The organism is Aquabacterium soli (genome assembly GCF_003933735.1).
Classification (GTDB): Bacteria; Pseudomonadota; Gammaproteobacteria; order Burkholderiales; family Burkholderiaceae_C; genus Aquabacterium; species Aquabacterium soli.
In genome coordinates this window covers 243,134-256,207 of sequence record NZ_RSED01000005.1, presented here as the reverse complement: position 1 = coordinate 256,207, position 13,074 = coordinate 243,134, and the positions used below count along the sequence as shown (strand labels likewise).

General features: G+C 67.4%; 12 protein-coding genes. All 12 read right to left on the bottom strand.

The window, feature by feature from the left end; all coding sequences use genetic code 11:
• Window positions 1-16 precede the first annotated feature (16 nt).
• Window positions 17-409 (bottom strand): AtzH-like domain-containing protein, encoded by a 393-nt coding sequence (locus EIP75_RS08305; RefSeq protein ID WP_158622779.1) that lies wholly within the window; start codon window positions 407-409, stop codon window positions 17-19.
• Window position 410: 1 nt separating this feature from the next.
• Window positions 411-2,303, bottom strand: a complete 1,893-nt coding sequence (gene atzF / locus EIP75_RS08300; protein ID WP_233584748.1) for an allophanate hydrolase — start codon at window positions 2,301-2,303, stop codon at window positions 411-413.
• Between the two features lie 42 nt (window positions 2,304-2,345).
• Window positions 2,346-3,050, bottom strand: coding sequence for a cysteine hydrolase family protein (locus EIP75_RS08295; RefSeq protein WP_125242776.1), 705 nt, complete (start codon window positions 3,048-3,050; stop codon window positions 2,346-2,348).
• Window positions 3,047-4,777: an ABC transporter ATP-binding protein gene (locus tag EIP75_RS08290; RefSeq protein WP_125242775.1), complete on the bottom strand. Its 1,731-nt coding sequence runs from the start codon at window positions 4,775-4,777 to the stop codon at window positions 3,047-3,049. Before EIP75_RS08290 ends, EIP75_RS08295 begins: the two co-directional genes overlap by 4 nt.
• A gap of 25 nt (window positions 4,778-4,802) precedes the next feature.
• Window positions 4,803-5,618 carry an ABC transporter ATP-binding protein gene (locus EIP75_RS08285; protein ID WP_125242774.1) on the bottom strand — a complete coding sequence of 272 codons (816 nt, stop codon included), beginning with the start codon at window positions 5,616-5,618 and terminating at the stop codon, window positions 4,803-4,805.
• A 403-nt stretch (window positions 5,619-6,021) separates the two neighbouring features.
• A complete protein-coding gene (locus EIP75_RS08280; protein ID WP_199758532.1) occupies window positions 6,022-6,807 on the bottom strand; it encodes an ABC transporter permease in 786 nt (261 codons plus the stop codon).
• A gap of 18 nt (window positions 6,808-6,825) precedes the next feature.
• Window positions 6,826-7,821 (bottom strand): ABC transporter substrate-binding protein, encoded by a 996-nt coding sequence (locus tag EIP75_RS08275; protein ID WP_125242773.1) that lies wholly within the window; start codon window positions 7,819-7,821, stop codon window positions 6,826-6,828.
• 61 nt (window positions 7,822-7,882) lie between these two features.
• Complete coding sequence (gene biuH / locus EIP75_RS08270) at window positions 7,883-8,578, bottom strand: biuret amidohydrolase (protein WP_125242772.1); 696 nt, start codon at window positions 8,576-8,578, stop codon at window positions 7,883-7,885.
• Window positions 8,575-9,642 carry a formamidase gene (locus EIP75_RS08265; protein ID WP_125242771.1) on the bottom strand — a complete coding sequence of 356 codons (1,068 nt, stop codon included), beginning with the start codon at window positions 9,640-9,642 and terminating at the stop codon, window positions 8,575-8,577. Before EIP75_RS08265 ends, biuH begins: the two co-directional genes overlap by 4 nt.
• Before the next feature lie 47 nt (window positions 9,643-9,689).
• Window positions 9,690-10,610, bottom strand: coding sequence for an ABC transporter permease (locus EIP75_RS08260; RefSeq protein WP_125242770.1), 921 nt, complete (start codon window positions 10,608-10,610; stop codon window positions 9,690-9,692).
• Window positions 10,610-11,791 (bottom strand): ABC transporter permease, encoded by a 1,182-nt coding sequence (locus tag EIP75_RS08255; RefSeq protein ID WP_125242769.1) that lies wholly within the window; start codon window positions 11,789-11,791, stop codon window positions 10,610-10,612. Before EIP75_RS08255 ends, EIP75_RS08260 begins: the two co-directional genes overlap by 1 nt.
• Window positions 11,792-11,858: 67 nt before the next feature.
• A complete protein-coding gene (locus EIP75_RS08250) occupies window positions 11,859-12,977 on the bottom strand; it encodes a BMP family ABC transporter substrate-binding protein (protein WP_199758531.1) in 1,119 nt (372 codons plus the stop codon).
• Between the last annotated feature and the right edge of the window lie 97 nt (window positions 12,978-13,074).

The following is a 13,074-nucleotide window of genomic DNA, read 5'->3' as shown; positions in this document are numbered from 1 at the left end:
GTCGGTCGTGGCGGGATCATGAGGGCATGGGGATCATGCTCACATGGGCGGAGACGATTTTCCACTGTGTGCCAAAACGCACCCAGGTCTGCGTCTGGAAGCCGCGCAGGCTGGTGTCGCTGCGCGTGAACTCGCACATGGCCACCGCCATGTCGGCACCGAAAGCGGTGATGCGCACATCGTGCAGCGTGCGCGTGAAGTTGGGGGCGGGCACGCCCTGGCGGTAGGCCACCAAAGCGGCATGGCCCAACTGCTTGTCGGCGATGCCGTAGCGCGTGGTGGCGGCGCTGTCCCAGAAGAAGTCGTTGAGCGCATCGACGTCGTTGGCCATCAGGGCAGACTCGTAGTCCAAGAAGATGCCCGTGATCTCGGTGACGACCTCGGAATGGTTGATGTCCTTCGTGTCCATGTCAGGCGGCCTTCTGCGCGGTGCTGTTCTTGAGGCGGTCGGCCATGTAGGCGCGCCAGCCGCCGAAATGGCTGATGTCGTCGGCACCCTGCAGGCCGGCGGGCTCGCAGATGAAGCCCTTGACCCAGCTGCCATCGGCCAGCTCGACCGAGCCAAGCCCCAGCGGCGGCGGGATCAGCGCCAGGAAGGAGCCCACGGTGGAGATGGGCAGCGCGTAGACCTCGAGCGCGATGGCATGGCCGGGATCGGCATCGGGGGCCACGCGGGCCAGGCCCGGCTTGGGCGGCACGGTGCCGGGCAATGCATGCAAGGTGTAGTGCGGCGCGGTGGTGGTGGCCTGCACCAATCGGGCCCGGCGCTCGGTGAGCTGCGTGTGCAGCGGCATGCCCTGCAGGTGCGCGCCGACCACGGCCAGCAGCAGCTCGGGCTCGGCGGCGGGCGTGGCCTTCGCGGGCCAGGCCAGATCGGCCTCGGTGGCGGCGGCCAGATGGTGGCCCAGGGGCAGCGAAGGCAGCAGGCGCTGCCAGCACGTGCCCACATCGGCCAGCGCGGCATCGCGTCCGCCAGGGGCGATCAGCGTGATGCCGAAGGGCATGCCCGAAGGCAGCAGGCCTGCCGGCAAGGCCAGGGCGGCGAGGCCCAGCAGGTTGACGAAGTTCGTGTAGGAGCCCAGTTGCGCGTTGCGTCCCACCGGGTCTGCGGCCACGGCAGCGTGCGTGGGGTGCGTGGGCGCGGTGGGCACCAGCAGCAGGTCGATGCCCTGCCACACGGGCGCGGTCTGCGCGGCCAGTGTCTTCATGCGGTAGAGCGCATCGAAGGCGTGGGCCGCATCGTGCTGGCGGGCCTGCTCGACGATGCCGCGCACGACGGGGTTCATCTCGTCGGCCTGCTTTTCGATGAAGCCGCGGATGGCAGCGTAGCGCTCGGCCACCCAGGGGCCCTCGTACAGCAGGCGGGCGATGGCCAGGAAGGGCGTCATGTCCACCGGCACGAACTCGACGGGCCAGGGGCGGCCCTCGGCATCCTTCAGGCTGGACCACAAGGCCTTGGCCTGTTCGAAGGCGTAGGCGTAGGCCTCGTCGCCGAAGAACTCGGGGGCCGTGGGCACGCCCACGCGCAGCGCCTTCTGGCTGGGCCAGCGCGGCGGCTGCAGGGTCACGGGATTGAACACTGGGGTGCCAGCCTCGGCCCCCTCCATCACCGCCAGCACGCGGGCCGCATCGGGCGCGGTGAGCGCGAAGATGGAGACGCAATCGAGCGTGAGGCACGCCGGCAGCACGCCGGTGGTGGGCGCCAGGCCCGGCGTGGGCTTGAGGCCAACCAGGTTGTTGAAACCGGCGGGCACGCGGCCCGAGCCGGCCGTGTCGGTGCCCAGCGAGAAGCAGACCTCGCCACGGGCCACGGCCACGGCAGAGCCGGAGCTGGAGCCGCCGCTGACGTGCTCGGCGCTGAAGGCGCTGGAGGGGGCGCCATAGGGTGAGCGCGCGCCGACCAGGCCTGTGGCGAACTGGTCCAGGTTGGTCTTGCCGACGACGATGGCGCCGGCATCCAGCAGTCGCTGCACCACGGTGGCCGAGCGCTCGGGGTTGAAGGAGAAAGCTGGGCACGCGGCCGTGGTCGGCAGGCCGGCCACGTCGATGTTGTCCTTGACAGCGAAGGGGATGCCGAACAGCGGCAGGGTGTCGGGCGACTGGCCTTGCAGGCGGGCCAGTTGCTCGCGCAGTTGCGCTTCGGACGCGCGGCTGATGAAGACGGGATCGGCCGGCGCAATGGCCCCGGCCTGGCCGGCCGCAGCGATGAAGGGCGCGAGCACCTCGGCCGGTGTGGTGCGGCCTTCGCGGTAGGCGGCGAGCAATCCGGCGATGGTGAAATTGGAGTCGGCTTTGGAAGTCATCGTCATCAGCGTGTGGATGTTGTGGTGCGTTGAAGCGAAGCCTCAATCGGCCAGCGCGGCGATCAGGTCGGCGCCCGGCGCCGTCCAGCCCACGATGGCGCCCTGGGCGCGGATCATGGCCAGCGTGGCCTCCTTGAAGGCTGGGAAGTAGCTCTCGGTGCCGTCCTCGATCAGCAGGCAGTCGTAGCCACGGTCATTGGCCTCGCGCATCGTGGTCTGTACGCATACCTCGGTGGTCACGCCCATCACAACCAGGTGGGTGATGCCGCGTGCCGTGAGCTCGTCTGTCAGGCCCGTGGCATAGAAGGCGCCCTTGCCGGGCTTGTCGATGACCAGCTCGCCCGCGATGGGTGCCAGCTCGTCGATGATGGCGTTGCCCGGCTCGCCCGCGATCAGGATGCGGCCCATCGGGCCTTCGTCGCCGATGCGCAGGGATGGCGCGCCACGCAGGCGCTTGGATGGCGGGCAATCGGACAGGTCGGGTGCGTGTGATTCGCGCGTGTGCACCACGAAGCCGCCCACGGCCCGCCAGGCCTCCAGCACGCGGCGCACGGTGGGCACGATGGCCTGCAGCAGCGACACGTCGTTGCCCAGCGTTTCGCCAAAGCCGCCGGGCTCGACGAAATCACGTTGCATGTCGATGATGACCAGCGCCGTCCTGCCGATGGCGAAGGGGTAGTCGAAAGGCTGGGCGGCCACGGTGCGCGGCTTGAGCAGTGCCTGGGTGGCCGCGAGTTCGGCGTTCATGCGGCTACCTCGATGTTGGCGCTGCCCGGCATGGCGGGCGGTGTGGTGGCGGCCGGGGGCTGGCGCAGCGGGTGGTCGGGTGGGCCGCCTTCGGCGGGCTCTTCATCATGGTGGTGGCCGCCGGCCATGTAGGCGCCCAGCACGCGGCGGTCGGCGCCTTGCGCCTTGCATTCGTGCACCAGGCGGCCCTCGCTCATGACGACGATGCGGTCGGCCAGCTTGAGCAGCTCGTCCAGATCCTCGCTGACCAGCAGCACGGCGCCGCCGGCATCGCGCACCTTGCGGATGCGCGCGTGGATCTCGGCCACGGCGGCGAAATCCAGCCCGAACACGGGGTTGGATACCAGCAGCACATCGACCTGGCCTTCGAACTCACGGGCCAGCACGGCGCGCTGCACATTGCCGCCCGACAGCGATTTGATCGGCGCGTTCTCGCCCTGCGTCTTGACGCGGTACTCGGCGATCAGGCGGCGGGCCTGATCGCGCAGCACGCCCGGGCGCATCCAGCCCAGGCGCGACACGGGCGCCTGGTCGAAGCGGCGCAGGCCCATGTTGAGCGCCACGCTGAGCTCGCCCACGCAGGCGTTGCGCAGCGGCTCCTCGGGCAGGCTGCGCACGTTCAGGCGCTGGTTCTGCGCGCGCTTGGCCAGGTAGCGCTCACTGCCGATGTGCACCTCGCCGGCCTCGCGCTCGCGCTGGCCCACGAGCGATTCCATCAGCTCACGCTGGCCATTGCCCGACACGCCGGCGATGCCAAGGATCTCGCCGCGGTGCACGTCCAGGCTCAGGTCGTGCACGGCGCGCTCGCCCCGGTCGCCGCCCACACACAGCTTGCTCACGCGCAGCACGGCCGGGCCCGTGGGTGCCTCGTGCGCGGGCGTGGCATCGGCCTGCGCGGCACCGCTGTCGTCCAGCACCTCGGCCAGCACGGACGGTTCCGCCTGCGGCACGGCGCCTGCCTTGGCCGCGCTGGCTTCGCCCACCATCGCTGCCGCCAGCTGGGCCGGGCTGGTATCGGCCACGCGCACGCTGGTCATCAATGCGCCGCGGCGCAGCACGCTCACGTCGTCGGCCACGTCCATCACCTCGCGGAACTTGTGCGTGATCATGATGATGGACACATCACCGGCGTGCGCGCGGTCGCGCAGCAGGCCCAGCACCTCGTCGGCCTCCTGCGGGGTCAGCACCGAAGTGGGCTCGTCCAGGATCAGCAGGCGGGGCTTCAGATACAGCTGCTTGAGAATCTCCAGCTTCTGCTTCTCGCCAGCCGACAGGTCCATGGGGCGGGCATCCAGGTCGAGCTTGAAGGGCGTGGTCGCCATGAACCGGGACAGTTCTTCGCGCACCTGGTGCCAGGGCACGATGGCCGGCAGGGTGCCACGCGCCAGCAGCAGGTTCTCGGCCACCGTCATGCCCGGCACCACGGTGAAGTGCTGGTAGACCATGCCGATGCCCAGGTTGCGCGCCACCACGGGAGAGGTGATGGCGTGCTCGCGGCCGTCGATCATCACCGCGCCCTCTTCGGCCTGGTGGTAGCCGACCACGGCCTTGACCAGCGTGCTCTTGCCCGCGCCGTTCTCGCCCAGCAGCGCGTGCACCGTGCCAGGGCGCACATCGATGGACACGGCGTCCAGCGCCGTGAAGCTGCCGAAGCGCTTGGTGAGCTGGTAGGTGGACAGGGCCAGGGCGCCTGTCTTGGGCGGAACGGGATCGAGTGGGACCGTCATGGGGGCTCCTGTTCTTCAGGCGTGATCAGGCCTGCATCTCGCGGCGGAACACTTCGAGCGTGTGCGCCTTCACGCGCACGAACTCGGGATCGGCCGTGGTCTCCGGCAAACGCGGACGCGGCAACGTGAAGGGCACGATCTCGGCGATGCTGGTGGGACGGCGCGTGAGCAGCAGGATCTCGTCGGCCAGAAACACCGCGTCTTCCAGATCGTGCGAGACGATGACCATGGTCACGCCGGTGGCCACATGCGCTTCCTGCAGCTTCTCGCGGATGAACAGGGTCATCTCGAAATCCAGCGCCGAGAAGGGCTCGTCCAGGAACATCACCTCGGGGCTGGGCGCCAGGGCCCGCATGATGCAGACGGTCTGCATCTGCCCGCCTGAGAGTTCATACGGGTAGCGCGCCAGATCGAAACGGATCTCGAACAGCTTGATCAGCTCGTCCACACGGGCCTGCACCTGGGGCTCTTTCATGCCCTGGCGGCGCAGCGGGTAGGCGATGTTGTCGCGCGCCGTGATCCAGGGGAACAGCGCATCGCGGTAGTTCTGGAACACGTAGCCGATCTTGGTCTCCTTGAGCGTCTTGCCGTCGAAGAGGATCTCGCCTTTGTCCAGCGGGATCAGGCCCGCGATCATGTTCATCAGGGTGGACTTGCCGCAGCCGTTGGGGCCGAAGATCGAGACGATCTTGCTGCGTGGCAGGTCGAGGTTGAAATCGGTGTACAGCGGCTTGCCTGCGAAGGATTTGCACAGGCCCCGCACCGTGACATGAGGGCGTGCGGTGGCAGTGGCCTGTTGAGGAGGCACCACGGGTTCGATGGCTAGGGCGACGGCGCTCATGGGGTGGTCCTCTTTGAGGGGCAATGGTGCTGGTTGAAGGTTGCTGTTTTTGGGGGGCCTTTGCGGAGGAGACGAAGCTGGCAGTGGGGTACACGACTGCGCTCATGTCCTCCGGCCGGGCTGCGCCCGACCTCCCCCTTTACTTCGCTCCGCCGTGCACCCCACTGCCAGCTTCTCTCACCGCGGCGGCTGGAGAATGGAGTTGAGTGGCGGCCAACGCCGCCACTCAACTCCTGGCCTTCGCGAAGCGAAGGCTTTGCCAGAGCGCCAGCGAGACGCTTGGCGTGGGTGGTTGGCGCAGCGAAGTAAAGGAGGAGGCCAGGCGAAGCCTGGACGGGGGACATGAGCGGAGCCGACCACCCACGCCAAGCGTCCCACTCAAGCGGCGGCAACCTCAGGCTGTTCATGCCTTGCCACTCCAGTGAACGACCTTCTGCTCAATCAACAAGAAAGCCAGGTTGAGCAGATAGCCAAGAGCGCCCGTGATCAAGATGGACGTGTACATGTCCTTCACGTTGAACACCTGCTGCGCATCGATGATCCGATGTCCCAGCCCCGTCTCGGAACCGATGAACATCTCGGCCACGATCACGATCACCAGCGACATCGACACCCCCGTGCGCAAGCCCACGAAAGTCTGCGCCAGGCTCTCCATCAGCATCACGTCCTTGAACACGTGCCACTTGCTCACACCCATGATCTGCGCCGCCATCACACGTGTCTTCTTGGCGTTCATCACCCCATAGGCGCTGTTGAACAGCACCAGCAGCACCGCGGCAAACGCCGCGATGGCGATCTTGTTGGCATCGGTGATGCCGAAGATCAGCAGGAACAGCGGGATCAGCGCCGATGAGGGCGTAGAACGGAAGAAGTCGATCAGGAACTCGACACTGCGGTAGGCCGACACCGAGCTGCCCAGCATCACGCCCAGGGGCACACCGATGGCCACGGCAATGCCGAAGGCCACCAGGGTGCGGTAGAGCGTTGCCAGGAAGTCAACCTTGATCGAGCCCGACACGATGCTGTCCCACAGGTGGGCCAAGGTCTCGCCCGGCGGCGGCAGCAGCACGGGCTTGATCCACTGCGCTGCGATCACCAGCTCCCACAGGGCGAACAGCAGCAGCGGCCCGACCAGCGGCAGCAGGCGCGCATCGAAAATGCGGTCCACGATTCTGTTGAAGGGCGACATGGTGGTGTGCTCCCGAAATCAGGCCACGTAGATCAACGGCTTGACCGGCACCGCGCGCGAGAAGATCTTGCGCTCGGTGAACACGTCGAAGAACTTCTGGAAGTAGCCGATGTCCGAGGCGGTGAACTCGTTGTACAGCGTGAAGCCCGACAGCGGCACCTCCTGCACCAGCGATGCGTCGATGGCGGTGAAACCGTCGATGTGCTTGCGCACCTCGGCCGGGTTCTTGCGCACGAAATCCACCGCGCGGGCATAGGCGGCGATGTACTTCTTGGCGTCGTCCGGGCGCTCTTTCAGGAAGCTGGTGGTCACGCTGGCCGTGCCGCCGAACCAGGGTGCATCGGCCGCGCCCAGCACGTACTTGCTGATCACGCCGTTCTCCAGCACCCGGGTCAGGCCCTTGAGGCGCCCGGCCGTGCCGGTGGGCTCCAGCGTGTAGACGGCATCGAGCTGGTCGGCCGCCAGCGCGGGCACATGCTGGCCGATGGGCAGCTCGATCACCTTGGGGTCGGTGATGCCGTTCTTCTCGAGGATGATCTTGGCCAGCGTCACGTTCTGGATGCCGGGGCCCGAGGCCACGCGCTTGCCCTTGAGCTCGGCGATCGACTTGATGGGGCTGTCCTTGGGCACGACGAACTGGTCCAGCACCAGCTTGTGGTTCGAGGGGTTGGAGCAGATGATCTTGAACAGGCCCGGCGAGGTGATCTCGGCCAGCCCCAGCGCAGCCGAGGCCGTGCCGTTGGCAGAACCGTGCACACGCCCGGCGATCATGGCCTCGGCCACCTGCTGGGCACTGGCGAACTTGACGCCCTCCACGTTCAGGCCGGCCTCCTTGAAGAAGCCGCGCTCCAGCGCGGTGTACAGCGGCAGGCCCGAAGCGATGGGCCAATAGCCGATCAGGATCTTCTCGCCATTGGCGTGGGCGGCGGGCAGGCCGCTGCCCAGGGCAATGGCGGCGGCGCTGGCCTGCAGGAACTGGCGGCGGTCTGTTCGGGTCTTGCTGGAGTCGGTCATGGGGTGGTGGTGAACGCTGGTTGACTGGAAGAAGGAAGGAAGGAAGGAAAGGAGGACGCGATCAGAGGCCTTCGAGCGCCTTGATCACGGCCCTGGAATCGGAGACGGCACCGAACACACCGCCCTGCATCTTGATCATCGAGAAGGCCTGGGCGTGGTTGGCCGGGTCGGTGGCGCCGGTGCAGTCGGTCAGCATCACGCACTCGAAGCCGCGGTCATTGGCCTCGCGCATGGTGGTGTGCACGCACACGTCGGTGGTGATGCCGGTGAGGATCAGGTTGCGGATGCCCTGGGTGTTGAGGATCAGCTCCAGGTCGGTGGCGCAGAACGAGCCCTTGCCCGGCTTGTCGATGATGGGTTCGCCCTCGATGGGATAGAGCTCGGGGATGATGTCCCAGCCGGGCTCGCCACGCACCAGGATGCGGCCACACGGGCCCATGTCGCCGATGCCCACGCCATCCGTGCCGATCTGGCGCGAGCGCCAGCGCTTGTTGGCCGGCAGGTCGCTCAGGTCGGGGCGGTGGCCTTCTCGCGTGTGGATCACCAGCATGCCCACCTTGCGCGCCGCAGCCAGCAAGGCCTTGATCGGCTCGATGGGCGCACGCGTGAGCGACAGGTCATAGCCCATCTTGTCGACATAGCCACCCACGCCGCAGAAATCGGTCTGCATGTCGATGATGATCAGCGCCGTGTTCGAAGGCTGCAGATCGCCGTTGTACGGCCAGGCATAGGGCTGGGATTCGATGAAGGTGCTCATGCTGCTTCCTTGATGCCGTTGGAGCCATTGAAGAGGGACGCCTGCGCAGGCGTGTCGAGCAGGTTGGTCTCGTTGCCCTGGTAGGCGCGCGTGGGCGCCTCGAAGCCGCAGGACTGGCCGTCGGTGTGCTCGACCTGGGCCTCCCAAGGCAGCTCGAAGCTGCCATCGACCATGTCCTGCATGAAGGTGTAGGGGCAGTCCTGCGCACCGCCCTTCACGGCCACGTAGCCGCGGTGGTAGAGCTGGTAGATGTTGTTCTCGACGCCCCAGTGCACGCGCGCCTCGCGGATCAGGTCGGGGCGGATCTCGGCGCAGACGATCTCGTCAGGTCGGCCCCCACCCTGCGCCACCACGGTGCCGTCGAAGCTGCACACCATGGCCTCGCCCATCGAATCGAAGGTGCCGTCGCTGCCGCACAGGCACACGCTGGCCGTGGCCATCAGGTTCTGGAAAGCGTTGGCCTGGTTGGTGATCTGCCAGGCGTGGCGGATGGGCGCGGTGTAGCCGGCCGTGCGGATCATCAGCTCGGCCCCCTTGTAGGCGCACTCGCGCGCCATCTCGGGGAACATGCCGTCGTGGCAGATGATCAGGCCGAGCTTGAGGCCCTTCGGGCCTTCGATCACGGGGATGCCCATGTTGCCGGGCTCCCAGGGCTCGACCGGCACCCAGGGGTGGAACTTGCGGTAGTACAGCTTGATCACGCCCTGGTCGTCGATGACCAGACCCGTGTTGTAGGGCTTGCCCTGCGGGTTCTTCTCCATGATGGAGAAGCAGCCCCAGATGCGGTGCTCGATGCAGGCCTCACGGAAGGCGGCCACCTCGGGGCCGTCCAGGCTCACCATCAGCTCGTCGGCCGTGCTCATCGACAGCCCGTGCAGCGAATACTCGGGAAACACCACCAGGTCCATGCCCGGGTAGCTGCGGCGGGCCTTGCCCACCATGGACACGATGCGTTCCTTCTGCGCGGCCAGCTGGGCTGGCGTGTCCACCACGGGCAGTTGCAGCTGCACCATGCCCACGACCACACCGTTCGGGGTCTTGTTCAATCCACTCAAGCCGCTCATGGCGTGCTCCTTCTCGTCAGATGTCGCTGGGGCTGCTGCAAGCCCGCTCAGCGCGACACGTTCAGTTCCATCGGGGCACCCTGCAGCGAGCGCTTGGGGCTGCATGTCCACACCAGGATCAACAGCGTCAAGGCATAGGGCATGGCATTGAAGAGGTGGTAGCCGGCGCTGATGCCAACCGACTGCAGGGCCGGGCCCAACGCACCAGCACCGCCGAACAGCAGCGCCGCGCCCAGGCAGGCCACCGGCCGCCACCGGGCGAAGATCACCAGCGCCACCGCGATCAGGCCCTGCCCGCTGGACAGGCCCTCGTTCCAACTGCCCGGGTAGTAAAGCGACAGCGAGGCGCCGCCCATGCCGGCAATGAAGCCGCCCACCGTGGTGGCCAGCACCCGCACCGTGTTGACCGAGTAGCCCAGGGCCCGCGCCGCATCGCTGCTGTCGCCGGCCATGCGCACGATCAGGCCCCAGCGCGTGTTGGCGAAGGCCCAGGCCATCAGCACGGCCAGCAGCACGCCGATCGGGAACAGCGCGTTGATGCGCAGTGCCGCCTGCACCTGCGGCGAATCGCTCCACATGCCCAGGTCGATCGACGGGATCTGCGCGGCCTGCGGCTGGATCAGCGGCTTGCCCAGGTAGAAGGCCAGGCCCGAGCCCAGCAGCATCAGCGCGATGCCGGTGGCGATGTCGTTCACGCGCGGCAGCGAGCACAGCAGCCCGTGCAGCATGGCCAGCATGGCGCCGACGACGCCCGCCAGCAGCACGCCCAGCCACGCATTGCCCGTGAGGTAGCTGCCGCCGAAACCGGCCATGGCCGACAGCACCAGAACACCTTCGAGCCCCAGGTTGATGCGCCCGGACTTTTCGGTCAGGCACTCGCCCAGGCTCACGAACAGGAAAGGCGTGCCCACGCGGATCGCACCGCCCAGCACGGCTATCGTCACATCACCCCACATGTCGACGCTCATCACGCAGCCTCCTGCTGGGCGACCACGGGCGTGGCGGCCGGACTGTTGGAAGTAGAAGATGGAGAGGCCGGCGAAGCCGCGGGGGGCGGGCTCGGGGCCGGCGCCGAGCGCCCTCGCCACAACTCACCCAGCCGGCCACGCAGGGCCTCGCTGGCCAGGATCAGCACGAAGGCAAAGCCCTGCAGCACCAGCACCGAGGCATCGGGCAGATCGAGCCGGCGCTGCAACAGGCTGCCCGCCGCGCCGAAGCCACCGAACAGGATCGCCACCGGGATCACCGCGAAGGGGTTGTGCCGCGCCACGAAGGACACCAGGATGCCCGTGTAGCCCAGGCCCGCCATCAGCGAGGCGTTGGCCGTGGTGTGCACTGCGGCCACCTCGATGGCGCCGGCCAGGCCCGCGCTGCCGCCGCCCACGGCGCAGGCCGTGATCACCAGGGCCGGCACGGGCAGGCCCACCAGCCGCGCGGCGCGGGCATTGCCGCCCACCACGCGGGTCGAGAATCCGTGCGTGGTGCCGTACAGCCACACGCCCGCCAGCACGCAGGCCAGCACACCCCACACCAGGCCCCAGTGCACCTCGTAGCCGGGCATCATGCCCAGCAGGTTGCTCTCGGGCAGGGGCAGGGTTGAGGGCTTGTTCAGGCTGGCCGGATCCCGCATGGGCCCTTCCACGAAATGCTTGAACAAGCCGATGGCCAGGTAGCCCATCAGCAGCGAGCTGATGGTCTCGTTGACGCCACGGTACTGCCGCAGCACGCCCACCAGCGCGATCCAGGCCGCGCCGCTCAGCGCGCCTGCGGCCAGCACCATCACCGTGCCTGCCAGGCCGGCCGGCGGCGTGAACAGGTAGGGCAAGGCCGCACAGCCCAGCCCGCCCAGCACCAGCGCACCCTCGCCGCCGATCACCATCAGCCCCGCGCGCTGCGGCACGGCCACGCACAGCGCTGTCAGCATCAGCGGTGCGGCGCGCTGCAGGGTGTTCTGCCACGAGAAAACGTCGCCGAACGCGCCTTTGAACAGCAACACCCAGGTCTCGACCGGCGAGGTGCCGCCCAGCCACACGAAGAAGCCGAACAGCAGCACCGCGCCGGCCAGGGCCAGCAGCGGCAGGCCGATGGACTCCAGGGCAGAGCCCCAGGCCGTCGGTCCGGCGTTCGGAGAGGTCGATGCGGTGCTCATGGCGGTCCGGCCTTTCGATCTGGCTGCGGGAGGCTGCTGGAAGGTGCTTGCAAGGATCAGACCTTGCTCACACCTTGCCGATCACGCCTTCGACCAGGTAGTTCATGCCTTCCAGCACCGGATCGACCTGCTTGACGGTGGTGCCCTTGGGAATCACCACCTTGCCGGTGTTGTCCTTGAGCTCACCGGTGAAGATCTCGAACTCGTCCTTGAGCATCTTGGCCTTGATGGCATCGGCGGCCTTGCGCGCGCCTTCGGGCACCATCGGGCCGTAGGCCGAGGTCTTCACGAAGCCTTCCTTGAGGCCGCCACGCAGGAAGTTGGGGTGCGGCTTGCCGGTGCGCGCGGCCTCGACGATCTGCTTGTAGGGGGTGATCCAGTTCCACTCGGCGCCGGTGAGGTAGGCATTGGGGGCGAGCTTGGCCTGGCTGGCGTGGTAGCCGCAGACGAACTTGCCGCGCTTGGCCGCTGTCTCCACCACCACCTTGGGGCCATCGACGTGCATGGTGAACACGTCCACGCCCTGGTCGGCCAGGCTGTTGGTGGCCTCGGCCTCCTTGACGGGCATGGACCAGTCACCGGTGAAGATCACCGAGCAGGTGATCTCGGGGTGCACCGACTTGGCGCCCAGCGTGAAGGCATTGATGTTGCGCAGCACCTGCGGGATGGGCTTGGCCGCCACAAAGCCGATCTTCTTCGACTTGGTCATGTGGCCGGCGATCACGCCGTTGAGGTACTGGCACTCGTCGATGTAGCCGAAGAAGCTGCCCACATTCTTGGGGTGCTTGGCCGCATCCCACATGCCGCCGCAGTGCGAGAAGCGCACGTCGGCGTTCTTCTTGGCCACATCCAGGATGTGCGGGTTGAAGTAGCCGAACGAGGTGGGGAACAGCAGGGTGGCGCCGTCCTGCGAGATCATGCCCTGCATGGTCTTCTGCACGGCCTGGGTCTCCGGCACGTTCTCTTCAGAGACGATCTTGACGCCGGGCAACTTGCGGATCTCGGACGCCGCTTCGTAGTGCGACTGGTTGTAGCCGAAATCGTCCTTGGGGCCGACATAGATCATGCCGATGGTGAGCGGCTTCTGCGCCCGGGCCAGCAGCGGCAGGCCGCCCAGGGAGGCCATGGCCCCCGCAGCGCCCACGTTCTTGATCCACGACCGACGATTCCAGTGATCCATTGACATGCTTGCTCCTTGCACCAGGGGGGTGCGACCAGTGATGTACACACTGGTATACAAGCAACGCCCGTGCCAAAAAACAAAAGGGCCCCGAAGGGCCCTC

Bases quoted from the DNA above. Each gene is read 5' to 3' on its own strand.
- EIP75_RS08260 (WP_125242770.1), bottom strand. From the start codon at position 10,610: ATGAGCGTCGACATGTGGGGTGATGTGACGATAGCCGTGCTGGGCGGT.
- EIP75_RS08250 (WP_199758531.1), bottom strand. From the start codon at position 12,977: ATGTCAATGGATCACTGGAATCGTCGGTCGTGGATCAAGAACGTGGGC.
- EIP75_RS08275 (WP_125242773.1), bottom strand. From the start codon at position 7,821: ATGACCGACTCCAGCAAGACCCGAACAGACCGCCGCCAGTTCCTGCAG.
- EIP75_RS08305 (WP_158622779.1), bottom strand. From the start codon at position 409: ATGGACACGAAGGACATCAACCATTCCGAGGTCGTCACCGAGATCACG.
- EIP75_RS08295 (WP_125242776.1), bottom strand. From the start codon at position 3,050: ATGAACGCCGAACTCGCGGCCACCCAGGCACTGCTCAAGCCGCGCACC.
- EIP75_RS08290 (WP_125242775.1), bottom strand. From the start codon at position 4,777: ATGACGGTCCCACTCGATCCCGTTCCGCCCAAGACAGGCGCCCTGGCC.
- EIP75_RS08265 (WP_125242771.1), bottom strand. From the start codon at position 9,642: ATGAGCGGCTTGAGTGGATTGAACAAGACCCCGAACGGTGTGGTCGTG.
- EIP75_RS08255 (WP_125242769.1), bottom strand. From the start codon at position 11,791: ATGAGCACCGCATCGACCTCTCCGAACGCCGGACCGACGGCCTGGGGC.
- atzF (WP_233584748.1), bottom strand. From the start codon at position 2,303: ATGACTTCCAAAGCCGACTCCAATTTCACCATCGCCGGATTGCTCGCC.
- EIP75_RS08280 (WP_199758532.1), bottom strand. From the start codon at position 6,807: ATGTCGCCCTTCAACAGAATCGTGGACCGCATTTTCGATGCGCGCCTG.
- biuH (WP_125242772.1), bottom strand. From the start codon at position 8,578: ATGAGCACCTTCATCGAATCCCAGCCCTATGCCTGGCCGTACAACGGC.
- EIP75_RS08285 (WP_125242774.1), bottom strand. From the start codon at position 5,618: ATGAGCGCCGTCGCCCTAGCCATCGAACCCGTGGTGCCTCCTCAACAG.